Raw genomic sequence first — 16,163 nt, 5'->3', positions numbered from 1 at the left:
GCCGACCGCACCCCGCTCACGGCGCCGGCCCTTGATCCCGGCGCCGCACCACCCCCGCATATGCCCTGATCCAAGCCGGTGCGAGCCGCGCAGGGCCGCGCGCGCGGGCGCACATCGAGCTGCTCACGCCGGTCGACTTGCGTCAACTCACCAGGAAGCGCAAGGGTGTTCGGCGGACCACGGCCCCACCCGGCCGACGGCATATGCCGGAAGCAAGAACGTGTCGAGTGTTGCCAAAGCCCTTACGGGGCTCCCCGGCCTGTGCAACAGTCGTGTTCGGTCCACCCCCACGAACCGGCCGCACCGCCTGTATCGGAGTACCAGATGCCGTCCCATCTGTTTGCGGACCGCCCCGCCCCACAGCCACCCGAACGCGATGCCGTGGACGCCCTGATCAACCGGACCCGGCTGTTGCGCGGCGACGTGGACGCCGTGCGGCGCGACGCCTCAGTGATCGAGGACGACGATCCCCAGCTGCGCTGGCAGCGGGCGCTCTGCGAGCTCGCGGTCCACCAGCTCGACGACCTCGGCGAGCATCTGGGGCAGCTGCGGGACGGCATCCCCCACGCGTCGGCCGCCGGCGCCCCGGGAGACACCGGCCCGGAGACTTCGGCCGGGGCTCCCACGGGCTCGCTCCTCAGCAGGGTGGGCAGCGCCGAGTGGAATCTGCTCACCGATGAGGTCAGCTGGTCCGACGAGCTCCATCAGATCTTCGGGAGGGCGCCGGGGACAGGAGGGCTGTCCCTCGACGAACTGCCGTCCGTCGTCCTCGCGGAGGACCAGCCTCTGCTCACATCCATGGTGACCGACTGCCTGGTGGACGGCAGGCCGATAGACGGCGAGTTCAGGATCCTTTTGTCCGACGGCGGTATGCGGACGCTGCACATGATGGGAGAGCCCGTCCTCGACACGGACGGCTGCACCGCTTCCATGTGGGCGGTCCTGCGTGATGTCAGCAGTCTGAGGCGCAGCCAGCGCATCGTGGGCAGGACACGGGACACGCTGCGCCGCCGCGAACAGATGGCCAGCGCCGAACACCGGATGGCGGTACAGCTCCAGGAGGCTGTTCTCCCGCCGTGGCGCGGCTCGCTGCCGATACCCGGCCAGGGCGCGGGCGGGCTGGACATCGCCGCCCACTACCTGCCCTCGGGGTCGAGCGATCTCATCGGCGGCGACTGGTACGACGCGCTGCCGCTTCCTGACGGAAGAACCCTGCTCACCGTCGGTGACCTCACCGGCCACGGGATCCCGGCCACCTCGGCCATGGCGATGCTGCTCGGCGCACTGCGCGGCATGGCCGTGGCCGGGATCGGCCCGGGGGCGGTCATGGGTCATCTGAACCAGCTGATCGAATGCTCGGCACAGCCGGCCCTGGGAAGCGCCGTGTGCTGCACCTTCGACCAGACGACCGGCAGGCTCACCTGGGCACAGGCAGGGCACCCCGCGCCGCTGCTGTTCCGCAACGGAGAGGGGCACCCTCTGCCCCTGCCGGACGGCGTGCTGCTGGGGGCGGCTTCCGGAGTCACCTACGAGCAGGACCAGGTGGACCTGCTGCCGGGCGACGTGCTCGTGCTGCACACCGACGGACTGACACGGCAGATCGACCGGCACGCCGGCCCGGACGTGCTTCTGGGGCTGGCGCCTCGGTTCGCGCAGGCCCGCTCGGCGCAGGACTGCGTACGGACCGTGGTCGAGGAGCTCGGATCGTCCGAACGGTTCGACGACGCCTGCGTGTTGGTCGCCCGCGTCGAGGCATGAGGGCCTTCCGGACCATTCCAGGGGGTTACGGAGCTTCCGTGCCACCCCTTGGGATCTTCCGTGCTGCTCCCGTGCTCGCGACGGATCTCTGGACGCGACAGGCCCGACCGGCCCGCAACCCTCTGTCGTCGTGAACTGATCGAGGTGCGAGGTCAGACCTCGGAGCGCCTGGTCTTCTTGTCGAGCGCACCCGAGGGCAGGGCGAGTTCGATCTCCTCACGCAGGTCCTCGATCTTGGCGTAACCCGCGAACTGACCGGTGAGCCGGTACATCTCACGGAGCCGGTCCCAGGTCCTGTGCGAGGACGTCTCCCCCATGGAGACGAGAGCGAGTCGTGCGTAGCGGTCGGCCTGCTCGGGGTCGTCGGCGATGAAGCACGCCGACGCGAGCGAGATGTAGTCGAAGATCTTGGACCGTTGGCGGCCGTTTATCCGCAGATCGAGGGCCTGCTTGGCGTGCCGCTGAGCGGTGGAGGCCACGCCCGGGTCGTGCTCGGCCAGCGTACGGAAGGCCAGGGCCTGCATCCCGTGCATGTCCGCCTCGTCGAACATCTGCATCCAGCTCGGCGGCGGTACATCACCCTTGTCCGAGACGAACAGCTCCTCGGCCTCGCCGAGTGTGCGCCGCATCGCCTGCCCCCGCCCCATCGCTGCCTGCGCCCATGCCTCGATGGTGTGCAGCATCGCCCGGGTACGCGGCAGATTCTCTTCCCCGGAACCGGACTTGGCGAGCTTCATCAGGTCGAGGGCGTCGTCCGGCCGGCCCAGGTGGACCATCTGCCGGGCCGCTCGGGACAGTGCTTCCCCCGCGCGGGGACGGTCACCCCCCTCACGCGCCGCGTGGGCGGCGATCACGAAGTACTTCTGGGCCGTGGGCTCGAGGCCGACGTCGTGGGACATCCAGCCGGCGAGAACGGCGAGGTTGGCGGCGACGCCCCAGAGGCGCCGCTGCAGATGCTCGGGGTGATGGTAGGCGAGCATGCCGCCCACCTCGTTGAGCTGGCCCACGACCGCTTTGCGCTGGAGCCCGCCGCCTCTCGAGGCGTCCCAGGCCCGGAACACCTCGACCGAGCGCTCGAGCGCCTCGATCTCCTCGGAACCGATGGGGGCCGCCTCGTACAGGTCGAAGCCGGCGTTGTCGGCGTACAGGGGGTCGTTGAGGCGGGAGGCCCGGGCCGCCGGAGCGGGCTCGGAGTGCAGCCAGTCGTGCATGGCGCCGGTGAGTGCTGAGCCAGCGGCGAGCGCGGCGCCCGCGCCCACCAAGCCGCGTCGGTTGAGCATGAGGTCCATTCCCGTGAATTCGGTGAGGACCGCTGCCGTCCGTTCGGGCGCCCACGGCAGACCGTCGGGATTGTCTTCCGTCCCGGCTTTTCGCCGCTTCCCCACACGCCCGCGCCGGCCGAACCCGAGGTCCTCGATGGTCACGACACGGCCGAGCCGCTCGGTGAACAGAGCTGCCAGCACCTCGGGCACCGGATCGCGAGGGGACTCCCCCATGTCGATCCAGCGCCGGACCCGCGAGGTGTCGGTGGCCAGTTGGAGGTGGCCCATGGCCGCCGCCTGCCTGTTCACCATTCTCGCGAGTTCGCCTTTCGACCATCCGGCCAGGCCGAAAAGGTCAGACAGGCGGGTGTTGGGTTCTCCGGTCACGTCAAGCCCCCAGGTTCTCGGCTGACTTGACCCTAGCCCTCCAGCGGATGCCGGGTGAATATTCGCCAGGGTTCGCCAGGGGTCGCTAGATGTTGTGCCACCCGTGCGCCGGTGTCAGGTAGGAAAGCGCCACCCCGCCCGGCAGCCCTAGGTACTCCCCAGGGTGCCGGACGGCCGTCGGCCGGGGCGGCGCACGCAACTTGTCGGCGCACGAAGGGATCTGTTTCGCCCATGTACACAGCATCGTCCTCCGTGTCCGCCCCGCCCCGGCCGCTTCGTCCCTTCGGGGCGGGCGGCGGGCCGTATCTCGACCCCCGCGCCGCGGCACCGGCGTCCAGCACGGGTCGGACCCGGCGGGCAGCGGGGCCGGGCTCCCAACCGCTCAGCGGAAGACTGGATCTGTCCGGCGCCCAGGGCGCCCAGCTGAGGATGGCCATCGCCTCGGTGCACCGCATCTGCCCCGAGTTCAATCCGGTGCAGGTACTCCGCCGTAGCGGGCGCTCGGTGCTGATCGTGGGCACCACGGGACGCACGACGGCCGTGGCCAAGTGTTTACTCGATCACTCCCCCGCGTGGACGGAGCGGTTCAGGCACGAAATAGCTGCATACCGGGCCTTCGTCAGGCACCGCCCGCCAGTCCGGGTCCCGCGGCTCATCGCCGCCGACCCGGAGAACTGCACCCTGGTGATCGAGCGGATGCCCGGCCGCGTAGCGGCGTTGACGAGGCACCCGGCGGAGGCCCCACCCCGTGCCGACCTGCGGGCCGTGCTCGGAGCGGTCAGCCGGGTCAACGCCTGGCGGCCGCCGGCCGGCCTGTTCGACGCGCCGCTGGACTACGCCTCACGCATCGCGCGCTATCACGAGTTGGGTCTCTTCACCGATCGAGATCTCGGTGACCTGCAGAAGCTGCTGCACGGTTTGGCCCACGCAGGCGGCCGGCAGGGCATGGGACAGTTCTGCCACGGTGACGCGCTGCTCTCGAACATCCTGCTGCCGCCCACCGGGCCCGTGCTGGTCGACTGGGAGCACGCCGGCTGGTATCTGCCGGGGTACGACCTGGCAACGCTCTGGACCGTGCTCGGTGACGCGCCGGCGTCGCGGCGACAGATCAGCCAGCTGGCGCAGGCGGCGGGCGCCGCGGCTCGTGACGCCTTCCTGGTCAACCTCATGATCGTGCTGACCAGGGAGATCCGTACGTACGAGACGGCTGTCCAACGGGCCATGCGCGAGGGCGCGCCCGCCGGTGGTGGCCAGGCGCGGCAGGGGGTCCTGACCTCCAGCGAGGAGCAGCGGCTGCTGCTGCGCAGGTTGCACGACGACTGCGCGATGGCCCGACGGGCCGTGCGCGCCGCAGTGGGCACACGCTGACCACGCCGGGTCGACCGGCCCGACGGACAAGGGAAGCGCGCTGCGGGACCGGTGCCGACACATGGGTCCCGCAGCGCGCCGGCCGCAGTCTCTCAGCCGCGGCTCATGAGCCGGCTCGCACCACGTCGACGTCGGCCGCCCTCACCAAGCCGACCCGGTGGCCGATCTGGACCGTCACGTACTTCTGGGCTCCGGAGAAGTACGTGTGGTCGTACGGCTTCGACGCGTCGATCGTCGGTGCGTAGTAGTAGCCGGTGGGCGCTTCTCCCCCGCCGGGGAAGGCCTGCCCCTCCTTGATGGTGTACACGAGCGGGCTGCCCACGGTGGGCTTGACGAAGTCCGTGGGGTACTCGGCCTTCTCCGGGTAGGCAACGCCGTACACCGGCACTTCGGGCCTTCCCGCCTTGGGCCGCACGACAAGGCCGGATGTGGGGCTGAGGATCCGGGAGCCTGAGGGAGTGGGGAACCACGCCTTCTCCCCGTACCACCAGATCGCCGTCCAGCCGGGTGCCCGGTCGGCGACGACGGCCTGCTGTGTGGCGCTGATCTTGCTGCCCCAGTCCGCGGCGCAGTTCGTCCCCGGCGACCCGTCCGGGTGCAGCCCCGGGTCGGAGAAGAGCGGCGAGTCGGCGGACGGCCCGGTGCGCAGGGGTACCGCGCTGCTGCCCTGCCGGGGCAGGTCCACGCCCTTCTCGCAGTCACGGAACTCCTGCTGGTTCTTGGAGAAGTCCGCGCTGACGGTGACCAGTTCGCTGCTTCGGGGGGCACTCGGCACGGTGGGCTTGCCCAGCAGGGCCATGAAACGGTTCCAGTCCCAGTACGGACCCGGATCCCAGTGCATGTTCTGTGTGCCGGCCGCGCTGGTGGGCGGAACACCGTCGTGGCCGAGGATGTGCTGCCGGTCGAGCGGGATGTCGTACTTCGCCGCCAGGTGACGCACCAGGCGAGCGGTCGAGCGGTACATCTCGGGGGTGTACCACTTGGCACCCTCGGCTGCGACGCCCTCCTGCTCGATGCCGATGGAGTGGGTGTTGACGTACCAGTTGCCCGCCTGCCAGGCGACGTCCTTGTTCTTCACCATCTGGGTGACATGACCGTCGGCCGAGCGCACCACGTAGTGGGCGGAACTCTGGTTGGCGGGGTTCTGGAAGATCTTCAGGGTGGTTTCGTAGTCGACCTCGGTGTCGTGCAGGACGATAAATTTGATGGCGTTGCTGTCAGGCCGGTCCGCCGTGTCGTAGTTGCCGTACGTGTCCTTGTCCGCCGGGTCGCCGGTCTGCTGGTAGGCGGCGGGGACCCAGTCGCACGCCAGGCCTCGCGGGCATTCCGGTCGTACGGTGTCCGCGCCGGCCGCTGCCGGGGAGAGGAGCGCCAGGCTCAGCGCCCCCGCCGTGGTAAGCGCGAGCGCGAGTCTGATCCTCTGCTTCGACGTCATGACAACCCTTCTGGGCCGGGGTGGCAGAGCGGTACCCGGGGAGACCCCGTGTTCGTCGGTCGGCGCACACTCTGTGGCGGGAGGTGTTGGTGAGTCAAGAGTGCAGTCTGCAGTCGGACCTGAACTTGTGTGACTATTCCGCGCCGTGCGTGCCCCGGATGGCCGAAGGGTAGGGCTGGCGCCGACAGGACAGGTCCGCGTGGACCGCCCGGAGTTCTCGGAAAGGCCGGACGCACATGGCACAGCCCTTCTCACTGCCGGACTTCTACGTGCCGTATCCGGCGCGCCTCAACCCCCATCTGGAGGCGGCCAGGAGCCACACCCGGGAATGGGCGCGCGGCATGGGGATGCTGGAGGGCTCCGGAATCTGGGAGGAGAAGGACCTCGAGTCCCACGACTACGCGCTGCTCTGCGCGTACACCCACCCCGACTGCTCGGCCGAGGCCTTGTCCCTGGTCACCGACTGGTATGTGTGGGTCTTCTTCTTCGACGACCATTTCCTGGAGCTGTTCAAGCGGACTCCGGACCGCGAGGGAGGGAAGCGTTATCTGGACCGGCTGCCCGCCTTCATGCCCATGGAACGGGGCGCGCCGACGCCGGAACCGACGAATCCGGTGGAAGCCGGGCTGGCCGACCTCTGGACCAGGACCGTACCGGCCATGTCCGATGCCTGGCGGGCCCGGTTCGCCGAGGCGACGGAGAATCTGCTCAACGAATCCCTGTGGGAGCTCGCGAACATCAACGAGGGACGCATCGCCAACCCCGTCGAGTACATCGAGATGCGCCGCAAGGTGGGCGGAGCACCGTGGTCCGCAGGGCTGGTGGAGTACGCGTCGCACGCGGAGGTCCCCGCCGCGGTGGCCGCTTCGCGCCCGTTGCGGGTGCTGAGGGACGCCTTCTCCGACGGCGTGCATCTGCGCAACGATCTGTTCTCCTACCAGCGCGAGGTCGAGGACGAGGGCGAGAACAGCAACGGTGTCCTGGTCCTGGAGAGGTTCCTGGGCTGCTCGACACAGGAGGCGGCCGAATCGGTCAATGATCTGCTGACGTCGCGCCTGCAGCAGTTCGAGAACACCGCCCTGACCGAACTCGGCCCGTTGTGTGCGGAGAAGGGGCTGACCGCCGACGAGACGGTTGCTGTCCTGGCATACGTGAAGGGGCTCCAGGACTGGCAGTCCGGCGGCCATGAGTGGCACATGCGCTCCAGCCGCTACATGAACGGCGGAGGCGCGGCGGAGAGTGTGCCCGGCTTCGGCATGTCCGCCGCGTCACTCCGCTTCACACCGCGGTCCGAATCGCTTCGTCTGCGCAGCCACACCCATGTGCCGTACCAGCACGTCGGCCCGTCCCTGCTGCCCGCATTCGACATGCCGTTCAGCACGACGCTGAGCCCGCATCTGGACGGAGCGCGGGTACGGATCGTGGACTGGTCGCGCCGCATGGGGCTGCTGGATGCGCAGCCGGGTGTGCCGGGTTCGCACATCTGGGATGAGGAGCGGCTCATCGCGACCGATCTGCCGCTCTGCGCCGCGGGGTTGCACCCGGACGCCACCCCGGACGAGCTCGACCTCTCCTCGGGATGGCTGACCTGGGGGACGTACGGCGACGACTGGTTCCCGGTGGTGCACGGCCGGAGTCGTGATCTGGCGGGGGCGCGGCTGGCCAACGAGCGGCTTTCTCTGTTCATGCCACTGGACGGGTCGTCGGCCCCCGAACCGGTCAACGCGCTGGAGCGGGGGCTCGCCGACCTCTGGCGGCGGACGGCCGGGCCGATGGACGAGAGCGCCCGCCGAACCTTCCGGGAGGCGGTGGAGTCCATGACGGCGAGCTGGCTGTGGGAGCTGGCCAATCAGGCGCAGAACAGGATCCCCGATCCGGTGGACTACATGGAGATGCGCCGGGCGACGTTCGGTTCGGACCTGACGATGAGCCTGTGCCGGCTGGGCCACGGCAGGAAGGTGCCGGACGCCGTCTACCGCAGCGGCCCGATGCGGTCCCTGGAGAACGCGGCATCGGATTACGCGTGCCTGCTCAACGACCTGTTCTCGTACCAGAAGGAGATCGAGTACGAGGGTGAGGTGCACAACGGTGTCCTGGTCGTGCAGAACTTCTTCGGGGTGGACTATCCGACGGGTGTCTCGATCGTGCACGACCTGATGAATTCACGGATGCGCCAGTTCCAGCATGTCGCCGAGCAGGAACTGCCGGTTCTGTACGACGACTTCGATCTGGACGCGGAGGCGAGGGAGGTCCTGGCCGGCTATGTGGTGGAGCTCCAGCACTGGCTGGCGGGCATCCTGATCTGGCACCGGGACTGCCGGCGCTACCGTGAGGAGGATCTGCGCCGGGGCACCGGAACCCCGTGGCACATCAGCGGGCCGACGGGGTTCGGGACGTCGGCGGCGCGGGTGACACAGCTGCTGACGGCGCCGGGACGACTCATCCCTGCTGGAACAGCTCCGCGGGAAGTGGCTTCAGCAGGGCGTACAGATCGTCGGTGATCGGCCGGTCCCAGCTCGCGATGGTGACGAGCACGCCGTCGCTCCGGTCGAACTGGACGCACGAGATCCGGCTCTCCGAGAGCTTGATCCGCCGCACGATCAGCAGGCTGTCGCCCTGCATGACGGGCACGTCCTCGGTGCCGGTCACTTCGACCGGCTCGTCGTTCTCGAGGGCGAGGAGCAGCTGGGCGACCTCGAAGGGAACCTGGCCCTCCTCGGTCTCGCGGGCCGGTGAGCCCTCCGGCAGATTCCCGATGATCATCGCGGGGCCGCGTCCGCCGAACAGGTCGTAACGCAGGAAAACGCCCTGACAGCTCCCGTCGGGAGCGGGAAGCAGACCGGCGCCGAGGTTGCCGGGCCAGTCCCCCGGGTCCATGGCCAGGACATCGAAGTCCGGGCCCGCGGGTGTGGCGGCGCTACGGCGGCGGAGGAAGGACATGCGGCCATGTTACGTGTCCCGGCTCACGTTGCGGAGCCGGGCACCGCTACCCGGACTCCGCGGCCAGCGCTTCGAGCACCTGGACCGCCTCGGCAGCACGGGCATACGGCACGAACAGGTGGTCGTGGTGGAATCCCGCGACCACGTTGCAGCTGATTCCGGCGTCGGTGAGGGCCAGGGAGACCGCTGCGGTGAGCCCGACGGCTTCCAGCGCGGAATGGACACGGAGCGTGATCCATCCGGCTACGAAGTGGTGGTCGAGGCCTGCTGCCACAGCCTGCGCCTCCTGGACGACGAGCGTCAGCCCTTCCTGCTCGGACACGGTCACCACCGGGGTGACGCTCCTGGGGACGTCACCGCCGGGCAGCGTCACATAGACGTAGCGGCCGGGCCGGAGCTCCGGCCGCAGGCCGTGCAGCAGTGTTCGAAGATCTCGCTCGCCCCTCATGGGGCCACGCTACCGGCCGCGCGGACCCACCCGCGCCCGGGCCGACCGGTGAGGCGTGGCCACGGTCGGCGGCGGTCGCGGCCGTCTGCGGTGATCCGGGCGGTGGCAGCGGCATCGCGGGAGTAAGCCATTCAGGCACGCCATGTATCCGTACGCTCACCTTGCGTGGCACGGGCCGTTGATCGCCCATAGCTTCGGCTCATGAGCAAAAGACACATGAAATGCCTGGCGAGCGTCACCGTCGCCACGGCCACGGCTCTGGGCCTCGCGGCCGTTCCCTCCGTCGCGTCCGGCAATCGTGATCTTGTGGTGCGTCCCGGCGAATCGATCCAGAGCGCGGTGGACGCCGCGGAGCCCGGCGACACCGTCGTCGTCCTGGCCGGCACCTATCGCGAGAGCGTGCTGATCACCACGCCCGGTCTGACTCTGCGTGGGACCGGTGGGCGGACGGTGATCGCGCCGCCGGCCGCGAGCGGAGCCAAGGCTGCGAACGCGTGCGCCACCGGCGGGAACGGTCTCTGCGTCATCGGGACGAAGGGACACACGGTCGACGACGTCCGCATCCGTGCGCTGACCGTCTCCGGTTTCGACAAGAGCGGCATCTGGGCGTCCTGGACCGACGGACTCTCCGTACGCCGGGTGGCCGCCAGCAGGAACGGCACCTGGGGCATCGCCCAGGAGCGCTCCACCCGCGGTGATTTCCGGCACAACACCGCCACCGGCAACGGTGACGCCGGCATCTTCGTCGCCAACTCCGTCAGCGAGGAGGGCGGGGCGACCGACACCGGCGGGACCCTGGTCGTGGACAACTCCGTGAGCGGGAACCGAATCGGTGTCACCGCCCGCCGGGTCAGGAACATGGTGATCGACGGCAACACCCTGACCGGTAACTGCAGCGGGGTCTTCGTCGTGGGTGACGAGTCCAAGCCCGCGGCCGGAGCGATGACGATCAGCGGCAACCGGATCCTCGAGAACAACAAGTTCTGTCCGGCGACCCCGCGCCTCTCCGCCATCCAGGGCTCCGGCATCGTCCTCACCGGCAGCGAGGCCACGATCGTCCGGTCCAACGTCATCCGGGACAACGTCGGGTCGACCCCGCTCTCCGGCGGCATCCTGCTGTTCAAGAGCTTCGTGGGCGCGCTCAACACCGACAACACCGTCAGCCGCAACCTCGTACAGGGCAACAAGCCGGCCGACCTCGCCAACCGCGACACCTCGGGCACCGGCAACACCTTCGTCAGCAACACGTGCGGGACGTCCGTCCCGGCCGGGATGTGTGCCGGATGACGGCGCACCGCCGCACAAGGAGAAACGAGACGGTATGACCACCGTGAGCCCCACCCCCGACACCACCCCCGTGGCACCTCCTCCCACGGCGCCCCACATCGTCACCGCGCAGACCACCCCACCCGCGTCCATGCGGCTCCGGGAGCTCGCGTTCGGAGCGGCCTGCGCCGCGGCCGTACGCGCGGCGGCCAGGCTGGGCGTCGCCGACGCGCTGGACGAGACGCCGGCATCGGCCGCGGAGCTCGCCCTGGTCGTGGACGCCGAGCCCGCACCACTCCGCCGGCTGCTGCGCGCGCTGTGCTGCTACGGGATCTTCAGCGAGACGGCGGACGGGAAGTTCGTACACACGGAGATGTCGCGGCTGCTGCGTGAGGACGACCCGAACAGCCTGAAGTACATCTCCCTCTGGTGCACGGAACCCTGGACCTGGGAGGTCTGGCCGCGTCTCGACGATGCGGTGCGCTCCGGCACGAGCGTCTTCCCGGAGACGTTCGGCAAGGGTTTCTTCGAATACCTCCACCAGGACGCAGGCGAGTCCGCCCAGGTGTTCAACCGGGCGATGACCACGTCGAGCGTGCAGTCCGCGCAGGATGTCGCCGACCTCCTGGACCTCACCGGAGTGTCGTCGGTCGCCGATATCGGCGGGGGCCAGGGGCACGTCCTCGCGAGCCTGCTGGAGAAGCACCCCTCGGTCCACGGAACCCTCCTGGACCTGCCGGGTGTCGTGGCACGCGCGGACGCGCGGCTGCGGGACGGCGGACGGCTCGCCGACCGCGTGCGGATCGTGCCCGGGGACTGCCGTGAGGACATCCCGTTCCAGGTGGATCTGTACATCATCAAGAACATCCTGGAGTGGGACGACGAGAGCACCCGCAGGACCCTGCGCAACGTGGTCGCCGCGGCCAGGCCCGGTGCCCGCGTGGTGATCATCGAGAACCTGGTCGACGACACCCCGTCTATGAGGTTCACCACCGCCATGGACCTGCTGCTCCTGCTCAACGTCGGGGGTGCCAAGCACACCCGGGAGAGCCTCGTCGGGCGGATGTCCGACGCGGGCCTGCGGGTCGGTGAGATCCACCCCGTCAACGCGTACCTGCACGCGTTCGAGTGCGTCGTGCCGTAACGCGTACCCCGGCGACGGAGACCGCCCCGAGTCCGGCACTCAGGTGCCGGACCCGGGGCGGTCGTCCGTGTGTCAGACGGAGCCGTCGCGCTCCCACCGGTAGAACTGCTGCGCCATGGCGTCCTTCGGGCCGCGCCAGGTCTGCGGGTCGTAAGGGCTCACGTAGGCGGTCAGCTGGTCGCTGATGGCCTTGAACTCCGGGTGCTCCGTCACCTTGGCGATCTCCGGGCCCGGAGGCCGGTCGGATTCGATCAGGTGGAGATAGACGTCGCCGAACTGGAACAGGGTGCGCCGGTTGACGCCGACGAGGTGGGGCAGGTCGGTGTTGTCGGAGGCCGCGAACAACTTGGCGATGTCCGGCGCGGATTCGGGCGCCATCCGGGCGACGATCAGTGCGTGGTGCATCTGGCTGCCTTTCGGGGCATCAGTTGGCGGGGACCGAGGCGGAGCGGCGTTCCCGGTCGCGCTGTTCGATCTTGTCGCGGATGAGCTCCAGCTGGACCCGCGAGTTGCGGTTGATGTTGTCGGTCATCCACGCGTCGTCGACCGGTGCGTCGGGGCGCATCGCGAAGTCCTGGCGCCAGTGCATGCGCGTGCCGCCCGGGACCTCCGAGTACTCCCACCGGATGTCCATGTGCTGGAACGGTCCGGGCTCGACACGCCGCGCGCGTACGTTGCGTCCCCGACGGTCCGTGGTGCGCTCGGAGACCCAGCTCCAGACCTTGCCGTTGTCGTCTGGGTGCATGGTGAGACGGAAGGTCGTCTTCTGCCCCTCACGCTTGATGACCTCGACGGCCGCGTACTCGCTGAACAGCTGCGGCCAGTTCTCGAGATCGTTCGTCATGTCCCAGACGAGGTCCAGTGGGGCGGCGATGGTGATCTCGTTCTCGGTGTGTCCGGACACGTCAGACTCCTGTCACAGGGGTGTTGTTCACGAGTTCGAGGAACTCGCCGGGCGTCTTGCACCGGTCGGCGTCGACCGGCAGCGGACGGCCGTACCGGTTCTCGAGCGCGGCCACGATGCCGAGCAGTCCGAGCGAGTCCAGGCCGTACTCGTCGAAGGCCGAGCCGGGGCGGCTGGCCATCTCCGTCGGGTCGACCGTGAGGCCGGCGCCGTTCTTCATGAGCGCGGCGAGTTCTTCGTACGTCAGTTGAGCGTTCATGAGGCTGCTCCTTCTCACACAGGGGGGTCGGTGGGACGCCGTAGCACCAGGGCCGCGTTGGAACCCATGAGTCCTCGGCTCAGGACGAGTGCCGTCCGCAGTTCCGCGGGACGCGCGCGCCCGGTGACCACGTCCAGGTCGTGGCACACCTCGAAGACGTTGGGCGTCGGCGGGATCAGGCCGTGTTCCATCGCGAGCACGGCGGCGGCGGTGTCGAGCACGGGCGCGCCGCAGTAGGCGCGGCCGGTGCCGGTCTTGGGCGCGGTCACGGGGACGCGCCGTCCGTGCGGGCCCAGGGCATCTGCGATCGCCAGGGCTTCGGCCCGGTCCGCCGAGGGCACACCCATCGCGTCGGCGAAGACGACGTCGATCTCCTCCGGCGCGCAGTCCGCTTCTCGGAGCGCTCCTTCGATCGCCCGGGCCAGTCCCGCGCGGGACTCCTCCCACCGGGCCGCGCCGGTGAAGGTCGCGGCGTGGCCGGCCAGTTCGGCCCGTACCCTCGCCCCCCGGTCGCGGGCCGTTGTCTCCTCCTCGACGACCAGCATCGCGCCGCCCTCGGCCGGCACGAATCCGCAGGCGTCGGCGGTGAACGGCCGGTAGGCGCGCGTGGGTTCGTCGCAGAGGCTGAGATCCTCGTAGCCGAGCTGGCAGACGACCGAGTACGGCGCGAGCGGTGCCTCGGCCGCGCCGACGACCACCGCGTCCGTGCCTCGCCGGATGGAACGTGCGGCGTGCATGAGCGCGTCCAGGCCGCCGGCCTCGTCACTGGCCACGACGGCGCACGGCCCCTTGAAACCGCCCCGGATGGAGATCTGGCCGGTGCTGGCCGCGTAGAACCAGGCGATGGACTGGTAGGGGCCCACGAAGCGGGAGCCCTCACCCCACAGCCGTTGGAGTTCACGCTGGCCGAACTCACCGCCACCGGATCCGGCAGCGGTGACCACACCCACCTTGAACGGCGCACCCTCGTAGTCCGCGCGTCCGAGCCGTGCGTCGTCCAGGGCGAGATCGGCGGCGGCCATCGCGTAGTGCGTGAAGCGGTCCGTCTGGACGAGGAAGCGCTCCTCGATGAAGGTGACCGGGTCAAAGTCCCTGACCTCGCCCGCGACGCGCAGCGGGAGGTTCTCGCAGCCCTCACGGGACACCCGGTCGAGGACGCTGACACCTTCCTGGGTCTGTTTCCAGAAAGCACCGGCGCCGGTCCCGTTGGGGGCGACGACACCGATCCCCGTAATGACGGAGCGGCGGTGTGCCGGGGTGTTCATGGGGTCCTCCCGCCTGATCGGGTCATGGCGACGGCGGACTGGAATCCGCCGAAGCCGCTGCCGACCGAGAGCACGCTGCGCAGCTTGAGGGGCCGCGCGGTGCGGGGTACGTAGTCGAGATCGCATTCGGGGTCGGCGGTCTCGTAGTTGGCCGTCGGCGGCACCGTCTGGTGCTTGATGGCCAGGACGCAGGCGGCGATCTCGATGGCTCCGATGGCGCCGAGTGAGTGGCCGACCATCGACTTGATCGAGCTCATCGGCACCTTGTACGCGTGCGCGCCCAGGGCGCGTTTGACCGCTGCCGTCTCGTGCCGGTCGTTCTGCTTGGTGCCCGATCCGTGCGCGTTGACGTAGTCGACCTGCGATCCGTCGAGCCGGGCGTGCGCGAGGGCGGTGTTGATGGCCTCGGCCATCTCCAGTCCCTCGGTGGTCAGCCCGGTCATGTGGTAGGCGTTGCCGAACGTGGCGTAGCCCGATATCTCGCAGTAGACGGTCGCGCCGCGGGCGCGGGCGTGTTCCAGTTCCTCGAGGATGAGGACGGCGCCGCCCTCGCCCATCACGAACCCGTCCCTGCGTGCGTCGAACGGTCTGGAGGCGTGCTCCGGGTCGTCGTTGTTCGCCGAGGTCGCCTTGATCGCGTCGAAGCAGGCCACCGTGATGGGGGTGATCGGCGTGTCGGACGCTCCGGCGACACAGATGTCGACCCGTCCCTCCTCCACGGAGTGGAAGGCGTACCCGATCGCGTCGAGGCCGGAGGTGCAGCCGGTCGAGACCGTCTGTACGGGCCCGTGCGCACCGACTTCCTCCGCGACCGCGGAGGCGAGCGTACTGGGCGCGAACGCGCGTTCGAGGTGCGCGCCCGCGGGACGGGGGTCGACGTCCCAGCGCGCGCCGCTGCCGCTGACTGCGACGTAGTCGTGCTCCAGTCGGGTGGTGCCGCCGACCGCGGTTCCGAGGGACACGCCGATGCGCCAGGGGTCCTCCCTCTCGAGGTCGAGACCGGCATCGCCCAGTGCCTCCCTGGCGGCCACCAGGGCGAACTGGATGTAACGGTCGGAGCGGGCTATCAGGTCCGCGTCCAGGCCGTGGGCGACGGGGTCGAAGTCGCACTCGGCGGCTATGCGCGAACGGAACTCCGCCGGGTCGAACAGCGTGATGCCGCGCGTCGCGGTGCGGCCGTTGGCGAGCAGATCCCAGAACGCCGGGGCTCCGATGCCACCGGGTGCGACGACGCCTACCCCGGTGACGGCCACGCGCCGCCGGGTCATGAGGCCGCCCCCGTTCGTTCTGGCGGCGCGTAGCCGTCACTGGGGTCCGCGGCCTCGGTGACCTCGGTGTCCACGTGTCCGAGCTCGGGACGCGGGGCGAGCGGGCCGAGGTGGAAGACCATGCGGGCTTCCACGTCACCCACGTTGCGGAAGCGGTGTCGGACGTGCGGCGGGATCAGCAGGCCCTGGTCGGGCCGCATCGGGTGTGATTCGCCGTCCAGGTCCACTTCGAGGAGTCCGTCCACGACGTACACGAATTCCTCGGAGTACGGGTGGTAGTGCTCACCGATGCGGTCACCGGGGGCGACGATGGCCAGCCCCATGAAGCCGCTGGTGGCACCCACCGCCGTGGGGGTGAGCAGGGCGCGCAGGTCGCCGCCGCGCCTGCGGTTGGGCTGAGTCTCGCTGAGGTCCACGATGCGAGGCCGGTGGGTGGTCATGGCTGTTCTCCTCCAGGCA

Annotated in this window: 15 protein-coding genes; 5 read left to right on the top strand and 10 right to left on the bottom strand. The window is 69.6% G+C overall.

The window, feature by feature from the left end; translation table 11 throughout:
* Positions 1-324: 324 nt before the first annotated feature.
* Positions 325-1,758 (top strand): PP2C family protein-serine/threonine phosphatase, encoded by a 1,434-nt coding sequence (locus OO67_RS30170; RefSeq protein ID WP_033304920.1) that lies wholly within the window; start codon positions 325-327, stop codon positions 1,756-1,758.
* Between the two features lie 152 nt (positions 1,759-1,910).
* Here OO67_RS30170 and OO67_RS30165 read toward each other — a convergent pair whose 3' ends face one another.
* Entirely contained in the window at positions 1,911-3,407 is a 1,497-nt protein-coding gene (locus tag OO67_RS30165; protein WP_033304919.1) for a DNA-binding protein NsdB, read from the bottom strand.
* A 231-nt stretch (positions 3,408-3,638) separates the two neighbouring features.
* On the opposite strand from OO67_RS30165, the gene OO67_RS30160 reads away from it, so the two are divergent.
* Positions 3,639-4,775 carry an aminoglycoside phosphotransferase family protein gene (locus tag OO67_RS30160; RefSeq protein ID WP_033304918.1) on the top strand — a complete coding sequence of 379 codons (1,137 nt, stop codon included), beginning with the start codon at positions 3,639-3,641 and terminating at the stop codon, positions 4,773-4,775.
* A gap of 103 nt (positions 4,776-4,878) precedes the next feature.
* Here the strand turns inward: OO67_RS30160 and OO67_RS30155 are convergent, their stop codons facing one another.
* Positions 4,879-6,210 carry an N-acetylmuramoyl-L-alanine amidase gene (locus tag OO67_RS30155; protein ID WP_033304917.1) on the bottom strand — a complete coding sequence of 444 codons (1,332 nt, stop codon included), beginning with the start codon at positions 6,208-6,210 and terminating at the stop codon, positions 4,879-4,881.
* 236 nt (positions 6,211-6,446) lie between these two features.
* On the opposite strand from OO67_RS30155, the gene OO67_RS30150 reads away from it, so the two are divergent.
* Positions 6,447-8,711 carry a family 2 encapsulin nanocompartment cargo protein terpene cyclase gene (locus tag OO67_RS30150; protein ID WP_051710002.1) on the top strand — a complete coding sequence of 755 codons (2,265 nt, stop codon included), beginning with the start codon at positions 6,447-6,449 and terminating at the stop codon, positions 8,709-8,711.
* Here OO67_RS30150 and OO67_RS30145 read toward each other — a convergent pair.
* Positions 8,650-9,150 (bottom strand): hypothetical protein, encoded by a 501-nt coding sequence (locus tag OO67_RS30145; RefSeq protein ID WP_031095964.1) that lies wholly within the window; start codon positions 9,148-9,150, stop codon positions 8,650-8,652. The genes OO67_RS30150 and OO67_RS30145 overlap by 62 nt on opposite strands.
* A gap of 46 nt (positions 9,151-9,196) precedes the next feature.
* Positions 9,197-9,598: an ACT domain-containing protein gene (locus OO67_RS30140; RefSeq protein ID WP_033304916.1), complete on the bottom strand. Its 402-nt coding sequence runs from the start codon at positions 9,596-9,598 to the stop codon at positions 9,197-9,199.
* 201 nt (positions 9,599-9,799) lie between these two features.
* Between OO67_RS30140 and OO67_RS30135 the strand changes: the two genes are divergently transcribed.
* Complete coding sequence (locus tag OO67_RS30135) at positions 9,800-10,885, top strand: right-handed parallel beta-helix repeat-containing protein (protein ID WP_167748684.1); 1,086 nt, start codon at positions 9,800-9,802, stop codon at positions 10,883-10,885.
* Between the two features lie 34 nt (positions 10,886-10,919).
* Positions 10,920-12,008, top strand: a complete 1,089-nt coding sequence (locus OO67_RS30130) for a methyltransferase (RefSeq protein ID WP_033304914.1) — start codon at positions 10,920-10,922, stop codon at positions 12,006-12,008.
* A 72-nt stretch (positions 12,009-12,080) separates the two neighbouring features.
* Here OO67_RS30130 and OO67_RS30125 read toward each other — a convergent pair whose 3' ends face one another.
* From OO67_RS30125 to OO67_RS30100, 6 genes are read right to left on the bottom strand one after another with little or no spacing between them, the layout of a single operon-like run.
* A complete protein-coding gene (locus OO67_RS30125) occupies positions 12,081-12,413 on the bottom strand; it encodes a TcmI family type II polyketide cyclase (RefSeq protein WP_033304913.1) in 333 nt (110 codons plus the stop codon).
* Between the two features lie 19 nt (positions 12,414-12,432).
* Complete coding sequence (locus tag OO67_RS30120; RefSeq protein WP_033304912.1) at positions 12,433-12,912, bottom strand: SRPBCC family protein; 480 nt, start codon at positions 12,910-12,912, stop codon at positions 12,433-12,435.
* A gap of 1 nt (position 12,913) precedes the next feature.
* A complete protein-coding gene (locus OO67_RS30115) occupies positions 12,914-13,171 on the bottom strand; it encodes an acyl carrier protein (RefSeq protein ID WP_033304911.1) in 258 nt (85 codons plus the stop codon).
* A 14-nt stretch (positions 13,172-13,185) separates the two neighbouring features.
* Positions 13,186-14,436 (bottom strand): ketosynthase chain-length factor, encoded by a 1,251-nt coding sequence (locus OO67_RS30110; protein WP_033304910.1) that lies wholly within the window; start codon positions 14,434-14,436, stop codon positions 13,186-13,188.
* Positions 14,433-15,704, bottom strand: coding sequence for a beta-ketoacyl-[acyl-carrier-protein] synthase family protein (locus tag OO67_RS30105; RefSeq protein ID WP_033304909.1), 1,272 nt, complete (start codon positions 15,702-15,704; stop codon positions 14,433-14,435). The genes OO67_RS30110 and OO67_RS30105 overlap by 4 nt, the downstream gene beginning before the upstream one ends.
* A complete protein-coding gene (locus OO67_RS30100; protein WP_033304908.1) occupies positions 15,701-16,144 on the bottom strand; it encodes a cupin domain-containing protein in 444 nt (147 codons plus the stop codon). Before OO67_RS30100 ends, OO67_RS30105 begins: the two co-directional genes overlap by 4 nt.
* Positions 16,145-16,163 lie beyond the last annotated feature (19 nt).

The organism is Streptomyces atroolivaceus, from assembly GCF_000717025.1.
GTDB lineage: Bacteria > Actinomycetota > Actinomycetes > Streptomycetales > Streptomycetaceae > Streptomyces > Streptomyces atroolivaceus.
Note: the sequence above shows the minus strand (reverse complement) of the source record. Positions and strands in the feature narration are given on the sequence as shown.

Coding starts and splice junctions, on each gene's coding strand:
- OO67_RS30170 (WP_033304920.1), top strand. CDS start 325: ATGCCGTCCCATCTGTTTGCGGACCGCCCCGCCCCACAGCCACCCGAA.
- OO67_RS30160 (WP_033304918.1), top strand. CDS start 3,639: ATGTACACAGCATCGTCCTCCGTGTCCGCCCCGCCCCGGCCGCTTCGT.
- OO67_RS30155 (WP_033304917.1), bottom strand. CDS start 6,210: ATGACGTCGAAGCAGAGGATCAGACTCGCGCTCGCGCTTACCACGGCG.
- OO67_RS30150 (WP_051710002.1), top strand. CDS start 6,447: ATGGCACAGCCCTTCTCACTGCCGGACTTCTACGTGCCGTATCCGGCG.
- OO67_RS30145 (WP_031095964.1), bottom strand. CDS start 9,150: ATGTCCTTCCTCCGCCGCCGTAGCGCCGCCACACCCGCGGGCCCGGAC.
- OO67_RS30140 (WP_033304916.1), bottom strand. CDS start 9,598: ATGAGGGGCGAGCGAGATCTTCGAACACTGCTGCACGGCCTGCGGCCG.
- OO67_RS30135 (WP_167748684.1), top strand. CDS start 9,800: ATGAGCAAAAGACACATGAAATGCCTGGCGAGCGTCACCGTCGCCACG.
- OO67_RS30130 (WP_033304914.1), top strand. CDS start 10,920: ATGACCACCGTGAGCCCCACCCCCGACACCACCCCCGTGGCACCTCCT.
- OO67_RS30125 (WP_033304913.1), bottom strand. CDS start 12,413: ATGCACCACGCACTGATCGTCGCCCGGATGGCGCCCGAATCCGCGCCG.
- OO67_RS30115 (WP_033304911.1), bottom strand. CDS start 13,171: ATGAACGCTCAACTGACGTACGAAGAACTCGCCGCGCTCATGAAGAAC.
- OO67_RS30110 (WP_033304910.1), bottom strand. CDS start 14,436: ATGAACACCCCGGCACACCGCCGCTCCGTCATTACGGGGATCGGTGTC.
- OO67_RS30105 (WP_033304909.1), bottom strand. CDS start 15,704: ATGACCCGGCGGCGCGTGGCCGTCACCGGGGTAGGCGTCGTCGCACCC.
- OO67_RS30100 (WP_033304908.1), bottom strand. CDS start 16,144: ATGACCACCCACCGGCCTCGCATCGTGGACCTCAGCGAGACTCAGCCC.